Here is a 16,238-nt window from a genome sequence, read left to right on the forward strand (position 1 = left end):
GACCGTCATCCTGCGTCGCGCAGGCGCGCACCACGGGACGGCGACCCCGGGCTCGGCCTACTGTCGGCGTCATGAGCACGAGCACCGCCGACAAGGCGTCCACCCTCAAGCAGCTGCACGAAGCCCCCGAGATCCTCCGCGTCGTGAACGTGTGGGACGCGATCAGCGCCAAGGTCGTGAGCGACCTCCCCGAGACCCGGGCGATCGCGACCGCCGGGCACTCGATCGCCGCGAGCCACGGCTACGAGGACGGCGGCATGCCCCTCGACGTCGCCCTCGCCGGAGCCGCCACGGTCGTCGCCGCCACCGACCTGCCCGTCACCGCCGACCTCGACGACGGCTACGACGACCCGGCCGAGACGATCCGACGCGCCATCGGCGTCGGGGTCGTCGGCGCGAACGTCGAGGACCGCCTCCGCCCGTTCGACGAGGCCGTCGCCCGCGTCGCCGCGATCACCAAGGCCGTGGAGGCCGAGGGCATCGACTTCCAACTCAACGCCCGCACCGACGCCATCGCCCGTGGCGGCGACCGCCCGCTCGACGAGAGCATCGAGGACGCCATCGCCCGCGGCAAGGCGTTCCTCGACGCCGGTGCCCCGCTCGTGTTCGTCCCGGGAGCGATCCAGCGCGACGTCGTCGAGCGCCTCGTGGACGGGCTCGGCCGCGGGAAGCTCTCGGTGATCGGCCTCCCGGGGGCACTGCCCGCCGCGGAGTACGAGGCCCTCGGCGTCGCCCGCATCTCGTACGGGCCGCTCACCCAGCGCGTCGCGCTGCGCGCGCTCCGCGACCTGGCGACCGACCTGTACGGCGGCGGCGTCGTGCCGGAGGACACCCCCACCCTGAACTGAACCGGTCGACGGCCTGGAGGCGCGGGGCGGGCCTGCACCGTGCCTCCAGGCCGTCAGGGGGTCGCGTCGCGACCTGCGCTAGCGTCGTGCCGTGACCACCGACGTCGACGCCCTGCTGACACCGCCCACCGCCGTCGCGGCGCGCGCGCTCGAGGTCGTCCGCACGTGGTCCCCGACGGCGCTCGTGAACCACTGCCTGCGGTCGTGGGCGTGGGCCTCGGTCATCGCGTCGTCCGCCGGGCTCGAGCCGGACCGCGAGCTGCTCTTCGTCTCGGCGATGCTGCACGACCTCGGGGTGACGCCGTCGTTCGACGCGCACACGATCCCGTTCGAGGACGCGGGTGGCGCGGTCGGGTCGGTCTTCGCGCTCGGTGCCGGGTGGGACCCTGCGCGAGCACGACGCGTCGGCGAGGTGATCGAGCGCCACATGTGGACCTCGGTGGACCCGGACGTCGACGTCGAAGGGCACCTGCTCGAGGTCGCGACCTCGCTGGACGTGTCCGGGGTCGGCTTCGACCTCGTGCCGCCGGACGTGCTCCGCACGGTGACCGCAGCCGTGCCCCGGCTCGACTTCTCCGCGACGTTCGCAGGACGCATCCACGAGCAGGCCGGGCGGAAGCCCGGATCCCCCGCGGGCCGGCTCGACCGGAGCGGCAACGTGGCGGCCGGTGGAGCCCGCTGGGACGCGTTCCTGGCCTGAGCCTGGACACCTGGCAGGTTCCGACCTATACTGTTGCTTTGGTGCACTGCAGCGAACCCATCTGATTCGCGCACACCGAACCGTCTCGACACCGATCCAACCGGGATCGCATTCCCACGAGACCACCGCTCGTCCCGACGGACGAGCCGCACGTCGACACACGGCGTGCGCGCCAGCGGACACCGCGAACGACCGGGACCACGAAGTCACGGACCGAGCAGCGGACACCGCGACGGCGCCGAACGACTCAGGAAGACCAGCACCATGAACACCATCACGAACGTCGGCAACGACCGACTCAGCATCATCGGGACCGCCCTCGCGGCTCCCGTCACCTCCCCCGACAACATCGCCGAGTTCCCCGTCCGGGACGTCTGGACCGGGCGCGAGTACCTCGTCCGGATGGACGCCGACGACCTCGGCGCCTTCGTCGCCCCCGGGGCACGCGTGGAGGTCCGCGGCGAGGCCGGCTGGACCATCCCCGGCCGGTCCTGGCGCGGCGAGGCCAGCCGCACGCTCCTGCAGGCGCAGGACGTCACGGCGGGTGAGCTCCTGCTCGCTGCTTGATCCACTCCCCCACGAAGCGCGTCGCCGGTCCTCCCGGCGGCGCGCTTCGTCGTGCACGGCCTCAGCGGCGGGAAGGCCCGTCAGCGCCGACGAACCGCGGCCGGCCGTCCGCGTCGAGGGGGCGCGCATCACCGGCCCGGCCCGCGGCGTCGCGCAGGCGGCGGATGAAGTCCGGGTCTTCCGGCTCGAGCACGTCATCCGGAGCCGGGATCACGACGAACTCGGAGGCCGGTCCGACGAGGAGGGTCGTCCGGATCAGGGCACCGTCGGGACCGACCGACGGCACCGAGACCGAGTCGGTCCGCGCGTTCGCGCCGAGCACCGCCGCGTAGTCCATGACCGCGTCCGCGATGAGATCGCCGGTCATCACGTCGACACCTTCGCAACTGATGTACTTCACGTTGTCCCCCTTCGTTCCCCGTGACGGTACGGAACGTGCCCGGAACGACACCGGAGGTCCGCGCATCCGGGCCAGGGCGTACCCCGGTCTCACGGGGTCCGGGTCTACTGTCCGATTCACGACCGCGGCATCGACGCGGTGAACAAGGAGTCGACATGCCGAATCGTCTGGAGTGGGTCAGGGACGCCGAGGACCACTGGAAGGTGTCGTTCGGTGCCGACCAGCTGTGCGAGGTCACCCGGGCACGGCAGTACGTCGTCTCGTCGCCGGACCGCTCGATCCGCGGTGCACACTCGTCGCTCGAAGGGGCGCGCGCGCAGGTGCAGGCGTGGGTGCGGTGGAGCGGGCGCTGATCCTTCCCCTACACGGCTGAATCAGCAGTCGTAGGCGGTATAGTCCCTCGCTATGGGAGGGCTCCATGCGCGTCGATCGAGCTGCTGATCTCATCAAGTCGGCTCGGCTCGACATCGGCATGTCCCAGGCGGCGCTCGCGAGCGCGGCCGGCATGCAACAGCCCACGATCTCCGCGTACGAAAGTGGCCGACAGCAGCCCCGCGCAGAATCACTCGAGCGCATCCTCCGTGCGGCTCAGATACGTCCCAGCATCCCGCTCAGCATCTATGCGGACGACATCCTGATCGAGGCAAACCGGCACCACCTCGTGAACGTCCGCGTGTTCGGCTCCGCGATCCGCGGACACGACACCCCGAACAGCGACATCGACCTCCTCGTCGGGCTCACGTCGGAGGCGTCGCTCTTCGACCTCGGTGGCTTCGCACACGCGGTCGAGGAGATGACCGGCTTCGAGGTCGACCTGCTGACGGACGACATCGGCGACGACCCGCACTTCGCCCACGTCCTCGGTGAGGCCGTGCCGCTGTGAGCGACCGATTCCATCCAGTTCCGCGAGGCGAGTCCGAGCAACCACGCGAACGTTGGTCCGCGCTCCGAGAAGGCTTCCTCGACCTGCTCGCCGAGTGCTCCGAGATCGTGGAGCACGGGCGACCGGCATTCGACGCGCCGCGGAGTCTGACCTACCGTGCAGCGGAGGCAGTGGTGATCCACTTCGACGACCTTGTCGGACGCCTCCCCACAGACCGCGCTGCGCTGCTGCCCGAGGGACTGTCTCTCGCCGCAGTCCGACGGACGCGGAACATCCTGTCGCACGACTACCGAAAGGCGAAGAAGGAGATCGTCTGGGACGTGATCGAGCACCGCATCCCTGCGGTCATCATCGCGATCCTCGACTGACCATCCCGCTCGTCAGTACTCGCCCTTGATGACGAAGTAGGAGCCGCGGATCGTGCCGGCGAGCTTCGACCGCTGCCTGGCGAACTTGAACTTGTCCGTGAGCTCCTCAGGCACCTCCATGCCGTCGGACAGCTTGAACCCGACAGCCCGCTTCCCGCCCGGTTCGAGTGTGTAGAGCACGTTGACCGACAACCCGGACTGGTAGAACACGTACGTCCAGCGCACACCGTCGACCTCGAACTCGGTCGCCTCCAGCGCCGGGGACGCGATCGTCACATCCCGTTCGCGGAGGACCCGTGCGACGTACTCCACGAGGTCGGGGACCTCCGCCGCCGGCTGCGTGGTGAAGTCGACGTCGTACTTGTTCTTGAAGTACCGCGCCTCGTTCGCGCGGAGGCCAGCGAGTGCGTCGGCGACGGGCGAGGACTCCAGCCCGACGGTGGACACGGTCACGAAGTCGACGACGTACGACATGGGCGCTCCTCGGTGCTGGCTGCTCTGCGACAACCTAGCGCCGTGTGGCGGCGACGCGCCACGGCGAACCTGTCGTGATCAGACGAGCTTCTCGAACACCATCGTCGCCTGGATCCTGTCGCCCCCGCCGAAGCCGGTACTGCCCGACGACGACGTGGTGATCGTGTGCAGCCGGTACCCGAGCGCGGCCTGCGCGTTGATCGCCCGCTCGAGCTCGGTCAGGTTCCCGGAGCCCGTGCCGAAGAACTTCTCCTTGAGGACCACCTGCAGGACGACGTAGCTCATGCCCGCCGGCGCGGGCCGCGCGTTCGCACCCGACGTCGCCTCGGCCTGGATCCGGTCGATCATCCCGCCGATGCCGGGCGCGGGGGCCGCCGGCTGCTGCACCTGCTCCGTCCACGCGCTGCCGTCCCACCACCGCATCGTGCCGGAGCCGTCGTCGTACCACCCTGCCTGAGCGTTCGTCATGCGCCCATCCTGGCGCACGTCAGGGGCAGCGTGTCGATCGATCCATACTGGAAGGGTGACGACACTGCGAGGCACCCTGCGATCCACCGAGACCCGGGAATCCGAGGGCAGCGGTGACACCATCGGCGAGGCCCGAGCTGCCGCGATCGCGGGGCTCGACCTCGACGGGTTCGAGCTCCTCCAGGTCAACACGGTCACCAGCAAGGCAACGGGCGAGTCGACCGTCAAGGCGCTCGCCCGCTCGAAGGCACTCCGGCCGCACGAGGCGACCGGGCCGGACTACCGGGCCGCCGCTGCCGCGTACCGGGAGTCCGTGCCCGAGGGGTGGCAGGCGCAGAACATGCACGAGGTCGCCGAGTGACGACTCCGCGGCGCCTCAGTTGTTGAAGCGGAACTCCACCACGTCGCCGTCCTGCATGACGTAGTCCTTGCCCTCGATCCGGGCCTTGCCGTGCGCACGGGCCTCGGCGATCGAGCCGGCCGCCATGAGGTCCTCGAACGAGATGACCTCGGCCTTGATGAAGCCCTTCTCGAAGTCGGTGTGGATGACCCCGGCAGCCTGGGGCGCCTTCCACCCCTTGCCGATCGTCCACGCCCGCGACTCCTTCGGACCTGCAGTCAGGTAGGTCTGGAGCCCGAGGGTGTCGAACCCGATGCGCGCGAGCTGGTCGAGCCCGGACTCGGTCTGCCCGGTGGACTCGAGGAGTTCGGCCGCATCCGAGGGGTCGAGGTCGATGAGCTCGGACTCGATCTTCGCGTCGAGGAACACGGCCTGCGCGGGGGCGACGAGTGCCGCGAGCTCGGCCTTGCGCGCCTCGTCGGTGAGCACGGCCTCGTCGACGTTGAAGACGAAGATGAACGGCTTCGCGGAGAGTAGCCCGAGCTCGGCGATCGGCGTGAGGTCGATCGACGTCGCGGACAGCAGCGTGCCCTGCTCGAGTGCGGCACGCGCCTCCCGAGCGGTCTCGGGGACGACGGGCTCGGCCTGCTTGAGCTTGAGCATCTTCTCGTACCGCGGGAGCGCCTTGTCGATGGTCTCCATGTCGGCGAGGATCAGCTCGGTGTTGATGACCTCGAGGTCGTCCTTCGGCGAGACCTTGTTGGCCACGTGCACGACGTCGTCGTCGGCGAAGCCGCGGACGACCTGCGCGATGGCGTCGGCCTCGCGGATGTTGGCGAGGAACTTGTTGCCGAGGCCCTCGCCCTCGCTCGCACCCTTGACGATGCCGGCGATGTCGACGAACGACACCGGCGCGGGCACGGTCTTCTCGGAACCGAACAGCTCCGCGAGCTGGTCGAGCCGCGGGTCGGGCAGGTTCACCACGCCGACGTTCGGTTCGATCGTCGCGAACGGGTAGTTCGCGGCGAGGACCTGGTTCTTGGTCAGGGCGTTGAACAGGGTCGACTTGCCGACGTTCGGGAGACCGACGATTCCGATGGTGAGAGCCACGGGAGGACAGCCTACCCGCGACGGGGTCACGACCGGTCCGGCGTGCGGGCGCGGAGCCCGCTGACGCGGCCGGCGACGGCCTGGAGGCGCGGGTCGGGCCCGCCCCGCGCCTCCAGGCCGTCGCGGCGCAACGCCGTCGACAACCGCAGCCGATGTCGGAGCCCCGTGCGACGATCGGGACCGTGCCGTTGAACTTCACCGCCATCGACTTCGAGACCGCGAACAGCTCCCCTGCGAGCGCGTGCTCCGTCGGACTCGTGAAGATCCGCGCCGGCCGGGTCGCGGAGCGTGCCTCGTGGTTCATCCAACCGCCGGTCGGGCACGACGCCTTCCTCGAGTGGAACACCCGCATCCACGGGATCGTCGCCGCCGACGTCGTGGGGGCGAAGGGCTGGGCGGAGCAGTACGCGGACATCGTGGCGTTCGCGGACGGCGACGTCCTCGTGGCGCACAACGCCCGCTTCGACATGGGTGTGATCGCGGGTGGATGCGCCGCGACGGGGACGCCGCTGGCCGAGCACCACTCCCTGTGCTCGCTGCAGGTGGCCCGCAAGACCTACGCGCTCGAGTCCTACCGGCTGCCGATGGCCGCGCGCGCCGCGGGGCACGAAGGCTTCGCGCACCACGACGCCGCAGCGGACGCCGAAGCCTGCGCCGCGATCGTGGTGCACGCCGCGCGGCTCCACCGTGCGGACACGGTCGAGGCGCTGGGCGCCGCGACCCGGGTGCACGTGACGCCGGTCCGACCGCGTGAGGAGAAGCCGCGCACGGCCGCACCGCAGCCCCGGCTCTCCCGTCGACCGATGGTGTTCTCGGACTGATCGCCGGGGTTCCGGAGGGCGACACCCGTCGTGCTCGTGCCCGGGGTGGCGGGGGCCCGGTGGTATTGTCACGACATTCCCGCTGCAGCGGTGCCGCGCACGTCGACCCGGGTGGCAGCGGTGCCGCGCTCGAGCTCCCCGAAGGACCGCGATGACCAACGAAGGCCAGCTGCCGTCCGACCTGTTCATGGACCTGGACCGGTCCGGGCCGATGCCCCTCTACTTCCAGGTCGCATCGCGCATCGAGGACGCCATCCGCTCCGGTGCGATGCCGCCGGGGGCCCGATTGGAGAACGAGATCGCGCTCGGGGAACGGCTCGGGTTGTCGCGGCCGACGATCCGTCGGGCGATCCAGGACCTCGTCGACAAGGGCCTGCTCGTGCGCCGTCGCGGCATCGGCACGCAGGTGGTGCACGGCCCGGTGACGCGGAAGGTCGAGCTGACGAGCCTGTACGACGACCTCGCACAGGGGTCGCAGGTGCCGACGACGAAGCTCCTCGTCCGTGACGACGTCCCCGCGACGGACACCGTGGCGGAGGCGCTCGGCGTCGAGCCGGGGACGACGGTGGCGCACATCCGCCGGGTCCGGTTCGCCGAGGACGTGCCGATGGCGATCCTCGAGAACTTCCTGCCGCCCGAGTTCACGGACATCACGGACGAGGACCTCGCGGCGCACGGCCTGTACCAGCTGCTGCGCGGCCGTGGGGTGACGATGCGCGTCGCCAAGCAGCGGATCGGAGCGCGGGCGGTCACCGACGAGGAGGCCGGCCTCCTCGAGATCGAGGACGGCGACCCGGTGCTGACGATGAGCCGCACGGCGTACGACGCCTCGGGCCGAGCCGTGGAGTACGGCGTGCACTGCTACCGGCCGGACCGGTACTCCTTCGAGGTGACGCTGGTCGACAAGTAGGCGCTCGACGAGCCCGTCAGGAGGACGGGACCTGGAGCTCCCCGGTCACGTACTGCGCGCGGCCGAACCCGAACGACCAGTCCTGCGGGCCGTTCTCGACGTAGCCGATGAAGACGTCCTCGCTCGCGACGCCGACCTCGGTCAGCCGGTCGTGCACGGCGGCGTAGAGGGCCTGCTTCGCGTCGTCGGAGCGTCCGGCCTGCGTGAAGACCTGGATGATCACGACACCCTCGGTCCGTTCGAACCCGAGACCGGCGTCCTCCGCGATGATCTGCTGCGCCGGGTGCTCCGTGATGACCTGGAAGCGGTCACGCGGCGGGATGCCGTACTCGTCGACGATGGCGGTGTGGATCGCGTCGGCGATGGCGCGGACCTGCTCCGGGCTGCGGCCGGTGGCGAGGTCGATGCGGACGAGCGGCATGCTGCCTCCTGGGGTCGGGGATGAGGGGGGTGCGCGGGCGCCCAGCGGACTGGAGGCGCGGTGCCAGCTTGCACCGCGCCTGCAGTCCGACTGTCGGTGCGTCTACAGCGCGGGGGTCGCCGCGGGGTACGTCACCATCCCGTCGACGCGCGCGACGTCGTGCCAGGCGCCGTCGCGGAGGGAGGCCTCCGCCGCTTCGACGATGCTCGCGGCCGACAGTCCGTCGGCGACCGACGGAGCGAGCTGCTCACCGCGGAGCACGCTCGCGACGAACTGCGCGGCCTCGATGGTCTTCAGGTCGTCGTAGCCCATCGCCGTGCCCGCGCCGGGCTGGAACCGCGCGAACGCCCCGTCACCCGGCGCGACGAAGTGCGTCGCGTAGCCGTCGACCTCCTGGCCGTCGAGGAAGACCTCGAGCTCGTTGAGGCGCTGGAAGTCCCACCGCACCGAGCCGCGGGTGCCGTAGACCTCGAGCGCGTACTCGGCGTGCGGGCCCCGCATCACCCGGCTGGAGTCCATCGTGCCGACGGCTCCGTCGTCGAAGCGGAGGAGCAGTGCGGCGTAGTCCTCGTTCTCGACGGGTCCGTGTTCGCCGGTCGCAGCCGCCGTCCGGTCGATGATCCCCTGCCCCGGTCGCGGCCGTGTCGCGATGACGGTCTCGGCGAGCGCCGTCACGCTCGCGATCCGGCCCACCACGTACTGCGCGAGGTCGAGTCCGTGCGAGAGCAGGTCGCCGAGGACGCCCGAGCCGGCCCGCTCCCGTTCGAAACGCCAGGTGAGCGGCGCCGCCGGGTCGGCGGAGTAGTCGGCGAGGAGCGACCCGCGCACGTTCGTGATCCGGCCGAGCCGACCGCCGCGGACGAGTTCCCGTGCACGTTGGATCGCCGGGGCGTGCCGGTAGTTGAAGCCGACGCTCGTGACGATGCCGGCGGACCGGACGGCGTCGTGGATCTGCCGGGAGTCGCTGGCCTCCCGGCCCATCGGCTTCTCGATCCAGAACGGCTTGCCGGCTTCGGCCGCGGCGACGGCGACCTCGCGGTGGAGGAAGTTCGGCGAGCAGATCGAGACGACGTCCACCTCGGGGTCGGCGATGACCTCGCGGTGGTCGGCCACGGCGCGCTCGTAGCCGAGTCGGTCGACGGCCTGGTCGCGGGCGGCCTCGACCGGGTCCGCGGCGACGACGAGCCTCGGGTGGACGCCGAGCTCCGGGAAATGGTCGGGCAGCGCCCGGTAGGCGCGTGAGTGCAGCCGTCCCATCCAGCCGACGGAGACGAGGCCGACGCCGAGGCGGTCGCGGGCGTCGGGGGCGCGTTCGGTCATGCGGCGGGGAGGATGATGTCGCGGACCAGCGCGTCGAGTTTCGCGTCGGCGTCGAGGAACTGCCGCAGGGTGGTCACCGTGGCGCCGAACCGGTCGAACTCGTCGATCGTCATGCCGTCGACGTCGTACCCGCGGGCGAACTCCGGTGTGGCTGCGCGGAGCGCCTTGATGACGTCGGCCGGCACCTCGTCGTGGATCGCGTCCGGGCGCCACGGGAAGCCGTTGTCGTTGATGTCCTTCAACCACTGGAACGGCGGCGACACCACGAGGTCTCCGCCCTGGAACTCCGACCACTGCAGCGGGTTCCGGAAGGCGGCGACGAGCACGCGCGACCGGAAGCCGCGCTCCTGGGACACCCGGTAGGCGTGCTTCACCGCCGCGACTCCGGCCCACTCGAGGATGCCGGGGTCGAGCATGACGTGGTCGCGCGCCACGACGGTCTTCAGCCAGTCGTCGAACCGGCCCGCCATGAGGGTGGAGACGTGCCCGAACTCCTGCTCGGGCAGCCCGTCGGCAGCGCGGCGGTCGAGGGCACGCTCGATGGCCTCGCCCACGGCGACGACCTGCGGCACGGTGAACGACACGGTGGCGTTGATCGAGACACCCCGGTACGCGGCTTCCTCGATCGCGGCGATGCCGGTCTTCGTCGCGGGGATCTTCACGATGATGTTCGGCGCGAGCCCGGAGAACCGCACGGCCTGCTCGACGAGGGCGTCGCGGTCACGGTGGAGGCGCGGGTCGGTCTGCATGCTCAGCCGGCCGTTCCGCCCGCCGGACGCCTCGAACGCGGGCAGGAGTTGCTCGGCCGCGGCGACCGAGAGCTCCTCGACCGCCTTCCACCCGATCCAGGACTCCCCCGCCGTCGGGTGCTCGGCAGCGATCGCACGGATGCGGGGCACCCACCGCTCGGGGTCCTGCTGGATGCAGGTGAAGGCGATGACCGGGTTGCAGGTCGCGCCGACGGCCCCGTACTCGTGGATCGCGGTGGACAGCTCGTGCGGGTCGGCGGAGTCGTTCCAGAGCGCGGTCGGGGTCTGCGTCGCGGCCTGCAGGGTGACCGGCCTGGTGTCGACGGCGGAGGGGTCGGCCGACACGTCGAGCGGGGTGGTCATCGGGTCGGTCCCGTCGTGGTGGGGCCGACCCCGGCGAGCGCGCCTGCATCGGTCGTGCTGGGCTCGTAGAAGGCGGGCCTCGCGGTGGCGTACGTGACGTGCTCGAGGGCCCCGGACTGCTGGGCGCGGACGGCGACCTCAGCGACCACGGACGCCGTGTAGCCGTCCCAGGCGCTCGGGCCGTCGATGCCACCGTTCCGTGCGGCGTCGACCCAGCGCTGGACCTCTTCGTCGTAGGCGGCGCCGAAGCGCTCGATGTACGACGGCGTGACGCCCTGGCCGGACACCCCCGCCGAGACGACGTGCATCGTGGTCTCGCGGCCGATGTACGCGACGCCCGACTCGAACACGGCGTCGGTCGTCACCTGGTACCCGAACTGCGCGTTGACGCTGATCTCGACGATCGACATCGTCCCCGACGCGGTCGTGAAGAGCACGAACTGCGGTTCGGGCAGGTCGGCGGGTGCGAGCGAGTTCCGGCGCGGCTTCTTCACCTCGACCGAGACGATCGGCTCGCCCGTGAGGAACGGGATGATGTCGATCTCGTGGATCACGGAGTCGTGGATCAGCATCGACTCGCTGAAGTTCGGCGGCGTCGTCGGGTTGCGGTGCGCGTGGTGCAGGGCGAGCAGGGCACCGTTGGCGCCCGACTCGCGGAGCGCCTTGAGTTCCTGGTACCCGCGGTCGAACCGGCGCATGAACCCGACCTGGATGCGCGGCCGGTCGGACGTCGCCTGCTCGAGCTCGACGATGCGGAGAGAGTCCTCGGCGCTCGTGGTGAGGGGCTTCTCGCAGAGGACCGCGAGACCGCGCTCGATCGCGGGCACCAGGACGGGCTCGTGCAGGAAGCCGGGGGTGGCGACGATGACGGCGTCGATCGGCGTGGCGTCGAGGGCGTCCTCGAACGACGCGGCGGTGATCGCGCCGGGGGCCTTCGCGGCGGCGGCCGTCGCGCGTGCGACATCGGGTTCGACGACGGCGACGACGTCCGCACCGGCGATGGTGGACGTGATGCGACGGACGTGGTCGCTGCCCATCGCGCCGGCACCGACGACGGCGACGCGGAGGTTCTCGGTGGTGCTCATGGGTTCTCCTGGAGGTGACGACTGAGGACGACCGCCGGCCGTCGCTGGTGACTCGGATCGCGCCGTTGGGCGCTCGGCGCTACGAGACGCGTGCGGCCGAGGTGGAGCCGAAGATGTGCTGGAAGGTGCGCTCGGCGATCGGCCCGGGGGCGTCGACCGAGCAGCCGTACATGTCCTGCTCGACGATGCCGAACACCTCGGGGTTGATCGCGGCGACGGCCTCGATGATCGGGGCGAGGTCCGGGGTCCCGTGCGGCGGCTCGACCATGATGCCGTCGGCGACCGCGGTGCTGAACGGCACGTCGTTCTTGAGGACGTCGAACAGCAGCTCCGTGTCGACCTGCTTGAGGTGGAGGTAGCCGATGCGCTCCGGGTGCTCGGCGATCATCCGGAGGTTGTCACCGCCGTAGTAGGCGAAGTGGCCGGTGTCGAGGCAGAGGTTCGTGTACCGCGGGTCGGTGACCTCGAGGAACCGGACGGTCTCACGGAACGTGCCGATGTGGCTGTCCGCGTGCGTGTGGAACTGCTGGTGGACGCCGTACTCCTCGAGGAGCGCCTTGCCGAGCTGGTCGTGCCCCTTGCCGAGGCGCTCCCACTGCTCGTCGGTCAGGGTCCGCGGCTCGAGGACCTCGTTGTTCGCGTCGGACCGCCACAGGTCGGGGATCGTGACGAGGTGCTCGGCACCGAGCTTCGACGCGAGACCTGCCACCTTGACGGCCTGGTCCCACGCGCGCTGGAACTGCTCGTCGCCCTTGTGGAGGCCGGTGAACACCGTGCCCGCGGACAGCTCGAGGCCCCGGGACTCGAGTTCGTCGGACAGCTGGGACGGGTCGGTCGGCAGGTACCCGTAGGGCCCGAGCTCGATCCAGCGGTAGCCGGCGGCAGCGGCCTCGTCGAGGAAGCGCTGCCACGGCACCTGGCCGGGGTCGTCGGCGAACCAGACGCCCCACGAGTCTGGGGCGGTCCCGATCCGGATGGCGTCGGTGGCGGTGGCGGTGTCGGTCATGACGTCGGTGTCCTCCGGGGTGTGGGTGGGTCGTTCAGCCGAGGAGGGGTCGCTGCGCCGCGACCTGCTGCTCGTAGGTGGCGCGGGCCTGCTGCGTGCTCGGCAGGGTGGACGTCTGCGCGACGGGGACGTCCCACCAGCCGTCGCCGTCCGGGGCGTAGACGAGCGGGTCGGCGTGCACGTGCACGAGCGTCGTCCGGTCGTTCGCCTTGGCCTGACGGACGGCGGCGGTGAGGTCCTCGATCGCGTTCGGCCCGGGCTGGACCTCGATCACGTCGACGCCGTAGGAGCGGGCGTTGGCGGCGAGGTCGACCGGCAGGACCTGCTCGCCCTCGAACGACCCGGTCTCGTCGAGGTAGCGGTACTTCGTGCCGTACCGCTCGGAGCCGACGGTCTCGGAGAGGTGCCCGATCGACGCGTAGCCGTTGTTCTGGATGAGGACGACGACGATCTTGATGCCCTCGGCCACGGCGGTGACGAGCTCGGTGTGGAGCATGAGGTACGAGCCGTCGCCGACCATCACGATCGCGTCGCGGTCGGGGGCGGCCCGGCGCACCCCGATGCCACCGGCGATCTCGTAGCCCATGCACGAGAACGCGTACTCGACGTGGTAGCCGAGCGGGTCGCGGACGCGCCAGAGCTTGTGGAGGTCGCCCGGGAGCGACCCCGCCGCCTGGACGACGACGTCGCGGGGATCGGTGGCCGACTGCACGGCGCCGATGATCTCGGACTGACCGGGGACGGCCAGTCCGGACGGCGCGAAGGCGGCGTCGACCGTCTCGTCCCAGGAACGCTTGCGGTCCGCGATCTCCGCCGCGTACCGGTCCGACACCGAGTGGGACGTGAGCTGCTCCGTCAGCGCGACCAGCGTCTCCCGGGCGTCCGCGACGACGGGCAGCTGCGAACCGTGCTTGTACGCGTCGAACGCCGCGACGTTGACGTTCACGAACGTGACGTCCGGGTGCTGGAACGCGGTCCGGGACGCGGTCGTGAAGTCGCTGTACCGGGTGCCGATGCCGATGACGACGTCGGCCTGCGCGGCGATCGCGTTCGCGGCAGCGGTACCGGTCGCGCCGATGCCGCCGAGGTACTGCGGGTGGTCCCAGACGAGGGAGCCGCCGCCGGCCTGCGAGGTGCCGACGGGGATGCCGGTCGCTTCGACGAACGCGGCGAGCGCCTGCTCCGCGCCGGAGTAGAGCACGCCGCCGCCGGCGACGATCACCGGACGCTCGGCGGCCGCGATCGCCGCCACCGCCCGGGCCAGCGGTCCGTGCTCGGGCAGCGGACGGCGGACGTGCCACTCGCGCGGCTGGAGGAACGACACGGGGACGTCGAGCGCCTCGGCCTGCACGTCCTCCGGGAGCGCGATCGTCACGGCACCGGTCTCGGCGGGATCGGTGAGGACCCGCATCGCAGCGAGGGCGATCGAGAACAGCTGCTCCGGCCGCTCGACCCGGTCGAAGAACCGGGACAGGGGCCGGAACGCGTCCGTGACCTGCAGTGACGTGTCGTGCGGCATCTCGATCTGCTGCAGCACGGGGTCGGTGGTCCGGGTCGCGAAGGTGTCCGACGGCAGCAGGAGCGCGGGGAGTCGGTTCGTCGTCGCGAGCGCTGCACCGGTGAGCATGTTCGCGGCGCCGGGCCCGACCGACGCCGTGGCCGCGTAGGTCGCGCGACGACGGCGCATCCGGGCGAAGCCGACGGCCTGGTGCACCATGGCCTGCTCGTTGCGTGCCTGGTGGTAGGGCAGCAGACCGGGCTGTTCGACGTGGAGCTGCTTCACCGCCTGCCCCAGCCCGGCGACGTTGCCGTGACCGAAGATGCCGAAGATGCCCGGGATCGTGCGCTCGCGCTCGTCCCCGTCGACGGTCCACTGGTTCGCCAGGAACTCGAGGAGCGCCTGGCCGACGGTCATCCGCCGGGTCGCCCCGGATCGTGGGCTCTCGGTCATCGGACGCGGTCCTTTCCGTAGGGCAGGCGCGGGTCGATCGACTCCGATCCCCACGCCTGACGGACCCAGCCGTGGGCCGGGTCGTCGGTGATGTCCCACACGCGTTCCGGCCCGGGGCCGGCCATCACGTTGAGGTAGTACATGTCGTAGCCGGGGGCGGCCACGGCGGGTCCGTGCCAGCCGTACGGCACGAGGGCGATGTCGCCCGTGCGGACCTGACGGAACTCGTCGATCGGACGGTCGTCGGAGGCGTACGTCCGGTGCAGCGCGAACGGGTCGGCCTCCGGCGGAGCCTCGAGGCCCCGGGCGACCGCGGCCTCGTAGTAGTAGATCTCCTCGAGGTCGGACTCCACGCCGGGCACGGTCGTGTCGTGCTTGTGCGGCGGGTACGACGACCAGTTGCCGGCGGGCGTGATCACCTCGCACACGATCACCCTGTCCGCGTCGAGGGCGGCGGGGGTGCCGAAGTTGTGCACCTGCCGACTCGCGTGCCCGGCGCCGCGGAGCTCCACCGGCACGTCCTGCCGGGCCGTGTACGTCGTCGGCTTGACCACCGCGGTGGGCGCTTCGGCGACCGCGACCCGACCTGCTCCGGTGATCCGGGCCTCCGTCCCGGAACCCAGGTACAGCACGTCGGTCGGTCCGTCGAAGACGCTCCCCCGTCCCTCCAGGCCCTGCGCACCGGTGCCTGCGGCACCGTCGTACGTGACCTCGAAGGAGCCGGCGAGCGGCACGACGATGCGTTCCACCGCACCGGCCGGGAGGCGCAGCTCACCGCCGTCGGCGAGGCTCCCGGTCCGCAGACCGGTGTGCGCCCACCCCGCGATCCGTCCGTCCACGACGTCCGTCCAGCCCGCCTCGGGGCGGGAACCGGCGGGGATGAACCAGGTGTCGTTCGTCATCGGTGCGCGTCAGCCGTTCGACGGGAAGCCGAGGTCGACGCCGCCGTGCGTGGCCGGGTCCAACCACCGCGAGGTGATCGCCTTCTGCCGGGTGAAGAAGCTCACGCCGTCGGTGCCGTACGCCTTGTGGTCGCCGAACAGCGAGTTCTTCCACCCGCCGAACGAGTAGTACGCGACCGGCACCGGGATCGGCACGTTGATGCCGATCATGCCGACCTGCACGTCGCGCTGGAACCGACGGGCAGCGCCGCCGTCGTTCGTGAAGATCGCCGTGCCGTTGCCGAACGCACCCGAGTTGATGAGGTCGAGGCCCTCCTCGTAGGTCTGCACCCGGACGACGGAGAGCACCGGGCCGAAGATCTCCTCGGTGTAGACGCGGCTCGTCGTCGGGACCTTGTCGATCAGCGTCGGGCCGAGCCAGAACCCGTTCTCGTCCCCGTCGGGTCGGACCGTGCGGCCGTCCACCACGACCTCGGCACCGTCCTGCTCGGCGACCTCGATGTACGAGGCGACCTTGTCGCGGTGCTGCTCCGTGACGAGCGGGCCCATGTC

General features: G+C 71.0%; 21 protein-coding genes. 9 read left to right on the forward strand and 12 right to left on the reverse strand.

Annotated elements, in window-relative coordinates:
- Positions 1-71: 71 nt before the first annotated feature.
- From I59_RS17105 to I59_RS17115, 3 genes are all read left to right on the forward strand, one after another.
- Positions 72-848, forward strand: coding sequence for an isocitrate lyase/phosphoenolpyruvate mutase family protein (locus I59_RS17105; RefSeq protein WP_022904909.1), 777 nt, complete (start codon positions 72-74; stop codon positions 846-848).
- Between the two features lie 91 nt (positions 849-939).
- Positions 940-1,548: an HD domain-containing protein gene (locus I59_RS17110; protein ID WP_022904910.1), complete on the forward strand. Its 609-nt coding sequence runs from the start codon at positions 940-942 to the stop codon at positions 1,546-1,548.
- 264 nt (positions 1,549-1,812) lie between these two features.
- Positions 1,813-2,115 carry a hypothetical protein gene (locus tag I59_RS17115; RefSeq protein WP_022904911.1) on the forward strand — a complete coding sequence of 101 codons (303 nt, stop codon included), beginning with the start codon at positions 1,813-1,815 and terminating at the stop codon, positions 2,113-2,115.
- A gap of 61 nt (positions 2,116-2,176) precedes the next feature.
- On the opposite strand, the gene I59_RS21110 is transcribed toward I59_RS17115, so the two are convergent.
- A complete protein-coding gene (locus tag I59_RS21110; protein WP_022904912.1) occupies positions 2,177-2,515 on the reverse strand; it encodes a hypothetical protein in 339 nt (112 codons plus the stop codon).
- A gap of 155 nt (positions 2,516-2,670) precedes the next feature.
- Between I59_RS21110 and I59_RS17125 the strand changes: the two genes are divergently transcribed.
- The 3 genes from I59_RS17125 to I59_RS23045 all read left to right on the forward strand — a co-directional run bounded on the left by I59_RS17125 (position 2,671) and on the right by I59_RS23045 (position 3,766).
- Positions 2,671-2,868, forward strand: coding sequence for a hypothetical protein (locus I59_RS17125; RefSeq protein ID WP_022904913.1), 198 nt, complete (start codon positions 2,671-2,673; stop codon positions 2,866-2,868).
- Between the two features lie 65 nt (positions 2,869-2,933).
- Positions 2,934-3,398 carry a helix-turn-helix domain-containing protein gene (locus I59_RS17130; RefSeq protein ID WP_042726877.1) on the forward strand — a complete coding sequence of 155 codons (465 nt, stop codon included), beginning with the start codon at positions 2,934-2,936 and terminating at the stop codon, positions 3,396-3,398.
- A gap of 170 nt (positions 3,399-3,568) precedes the next feature.
- Positions 3,569-3,766, forward strand: a complete 198-nt coding sequence (locus tag I59_RS23045; RefSeq protein WP_022904914.1) for a HepT-like ribonuclease domain-containing protein — start codon at positions 3,569-3,571, stop codon at positions 3,764-3,766.
- A 12-nt stretch (positions 3,767-3,778) separates the two neighbouring features.
- On the opposite strand, the gene I59_RS17140 is transcribed toward I59_RS23045, so the two are convergent.
- The gene (locus I59_RS17140) at positions 3,779-4,240 is read right to left on the reverse strand and encodes a hypothetical protein (protein ID WP_022904915.1); all 462 of its coding nucleotides are present in this window, start codon (positions 4,238-4,240) and stop codon (positions 3,779-3,781) included.
- A 78-nt stretch (positions 4,241-4,318) separates the two neighbouring features.
- Entirely contained in the window at positions 4,319-4,708 is a 390-nt protein-coding gene (locus I59_RS21665) for a DUF2510 domain-containing protein (RefSeq protein WP_022904916.1), read from the reverse strand.
- A gap of 55 nt (positions 4,709-4,763) precedes the next feature.
- On the opposite strand from I59_RS21665, the gene I59_RS17150 reads away from it, so the two are divergent.
- A complete protein-coding gene (locus I59_RS17150; protein ID WP_022904917.1) occupies positions 4,764-5,069 on the forward strand; it encodes a hypothetical protein in 306 nt (101 codons plus the stop codon).
- 15 nt (positions 5,070-5,084) lie between these two features.
- Here I59_RS17150 and ychF read toward each other — a convergent pair whose 3' ends face one another.
- Positions 5,085-6,158 carry a redox-regulated ATPase YchF gene (ychF, locus tag I59_RS17155; RefSeq protein WP_022904918.1) on the reverse strand — a complete coding sequence of 358 codons (1,074 nt, stop codon included), beginning with the start codon at positions 6,156-6,158 and terminating at the stop codon, positions 5,085-5,087.
- Between the two features lie 182 nt (positions 6,159-6,340).
- Between ychF and I59_RS17160 the strand changes: the two genes are divergently transcribed.
- Positions 6,341-6,979, forward strand: coding sequence for an exonuclease domain-containing protein (locus I59_RS17160; protein WP_083882199.1), 639 nt, complete (start codon positions 6,341-6,343; stop codon positions 6,977-6,979).
- A gap of 151 nt (positions 6,980-7,130) precedes the next feature.
- Positions 7,131-7,889 (forward strand): GntR family transcriptional regulator, encoded by a 759-nt coding sequence (locus I59_RS17165; RefSeq protein ID WP_022904920.1) that lies wholly within the window; start codon positions 7,131-7,133, stop codon positions 7,887-7,889.
- A 16-nt stretch (positions 7,890-7,905) separates the two neighbouring features.
- Here I59_RS17165 and I59_RS17170 read toward each other — a convergent pair whose 3' ends face one another.
- From I59_RS17170 to I59_RS17205, 8 genes are all read right to left on the reverse strand, one after another.
- Positions 7,906-8,310 carry a tautomerase family protein gene (locus I59_RS17170; RefSeq protein ID WP_022904921.1) on the reverse strand — a complete coding sequence of 135 codons (405 nt, stop codon included), beginning with the start codon at positions 8,308-8,310 and terminating at the stop codon, positions 7,906-7,908.
- Between the two features lie 102 nt (positions 8,311-8,412).
- Complete coding sequence (locus tag I59_RS17175; protein ID WP_022904922.1) at positions 8,413-9,630, reverse strand: Gfo/Idh/MocA family protein; 1,218 nt, start codon at positions 9,628-9,630, stop codon at positions 8,413-8,415.
- Positions 9,627-10,742: a transaldolase family protein gene (locus I59_RS17180; protein ID WP_022904923.1), complete on the reverse strand. Its 1,116-nt coding sequence runs from the start codon at positions 10,740-10,742 to the stop codon at positions 9,627-9,629. The genes I59_RS17175 and I59_RS17180 overlap by 4 nt, the downstream gene beginning before the upstream one ends.
- The gene (locus tag I59_RS17185) at positions 10,739-11,827 is read right to left on the reverse strand and encodes a Gfo/Idh/MocA family protein (protein ID WP_022904924.1); all 1,089 of its coding nucleotides are present in this window, start codon (positions 11,825-11,827) and stop codon (positions 10,739-10,741) included. The genes I59_RS17180 and I59_RS17185 overlap by 4 nt, the downstream gene beginning before the upstream one ends.
- A gap of 79 nt (positions 11,828-11,906) precedes the next feature.
- The gene (locus I59_RS17190) at positions 11,907-12,833 is read right to left on the reverse strand and encodes a sugar phosphate isomerase/epimerase (RefSeq protein WP_022904925.1); all 927 of its coding nucleotides are present in this window, start codon (positions 12,831-12,833) and stop codon (positions 11,907-11,909) included.
- 34 nt (positions 12,834-12,867) lie between these two features.
- Complete coding sequence (gene iolD / locus I59_RS17195) at positions 12,868-14,784, reverse strand: 3D-(3,5/4)-trihydroxycyclohexane-1,2-dione acylhydrolase (decyclizing) (protein WP_031274363.1); 1,917 nt, start codon at positions 14,782-14,784, stop codon at positions 12,868-12,870.
- A complete protein-coding gene (gene iolB, locus I59_RS17200; RefSeq protein ID WP_022904927.1) occupies positions 14,781-15,686 on the reverse strand; it encodes a 5-deoxy-glucuronate isomerase in 906 nt (301 codons plus the stop codon). Before iolB ends, iolD begins: the two co-directional genes overlap by 4 nt.
- 9 nt (positions 15,687-15,695) lie before the next feature.
- A partial coding sequence (locus tag I59_RS17205; protein WP_042726879.1) for an aldehyde dehydrogenase family protein occupies positions 15,696-16,238 on the reverse strand: 543 nt, incomplete at its 5' end.

This window comes from Curtobacterium sp. B8, from assembly GCF_000333315.1.
In the GTDB taxonomy this organism is placed as follows: domain Bacteria; phylum Actinomycetota; class Actinomycetes; order Actinomycetales; family Microbacteriaceae; genus Curtobacterium; species Curtobacterium luteum.

Coding starts and splice junctions, on each gene's coding strand:
- I59_RS17105 (WP_022904909.1), top strand. CDS start 72: ATGAGCACGAGCACCGCCGACAAGGCGTCCACCCTCAAGCAGCTGCAC.
- iolD (WP_031274363.1), bottom strand. CDS start 14,784: ATGACCGAGAGCCCACGATCCGGGGCGACCCGGCGGATGACCGTCGGC.
- I59_RS17175 (WP_022904922.1), bottom strand. CDS start 9,630: ATGACCGAACGCGCCCCCGACGCCCGCGACCGCCTCGGCGTCGGCCTC.
- I59_RS17115 (WP_022904911.1), top strand. CDS start 1,813: ATGAACACCATCACGAACGTCGGCAACGACCGACTCAGCATCATCGGG.
- I59_RS17170 (WP_022904921.1), bottom strand. CDS start 8,310: ATGCCGCTCGTCCGCATCGACCTCGCCACCGGCCGCAGCCCGGAGCAG.
- I59_RS17180 (WP_022904923.1), bottom strand. CDS start 10,742: ATGACCACCCCGCTCGACGTGTCGGCCGACCCCTCCGCCGTCGACACC.
- iolB (WP_022904927.1), bottom strand. CDS start 15,686: ATGACGAACGACACCTGGTTCATCCCCGCCGGTTCCCGCCCCGAGGCG.
- I59_RS17190 (WP_022904925.1), bottom strand. CDS start 12,833: ATGACCGACACCGCCACCGCCACCGACGCCATCCGGATCGGGACCGCC.
- I59_RS17165 (WP_022904920.1), top strand. CDS start 7,131: ATGACCAACGAAGGCCAGCTGCCGTCCGACCTGTTCATGGACCTGGAC.
- I59_RS17130 (WP_042726877.1), top strand. CDS start 2,934: ATGCGCGTCGATCGAGCTGCTGATCTCATCAAGTCGGCTCGGCTCGAC.
- I59_RS21665 (WP_022904916.1), bottom strand. CDS start 4,708: ATGACGAACGCTCAGGCAGGGTGGTACGACGACGGCTCCGGCACGATG.
- I59_RS17125 (WP_022904913.1), top strand. CDS start 2,671: ATGCCGAATCGTCTGGAGTGGGTCAGGGACGCCGAGGACCACTGGAAG.
- I59_RS17140 (WP_022904915.1), bottom strand. CDS start 4,240: ATGTCGTACGTCGTCGACTTCGTGACCGTGTCCACCGTCGGGCTGGAG.
- I59_RS17185 (WP_022904924.1), bottom strand. CDS start 11,827: ATGAGCACCACCGAGAACCTCCGCGTCGCCGTCGTCGGTGCCGGCGCG.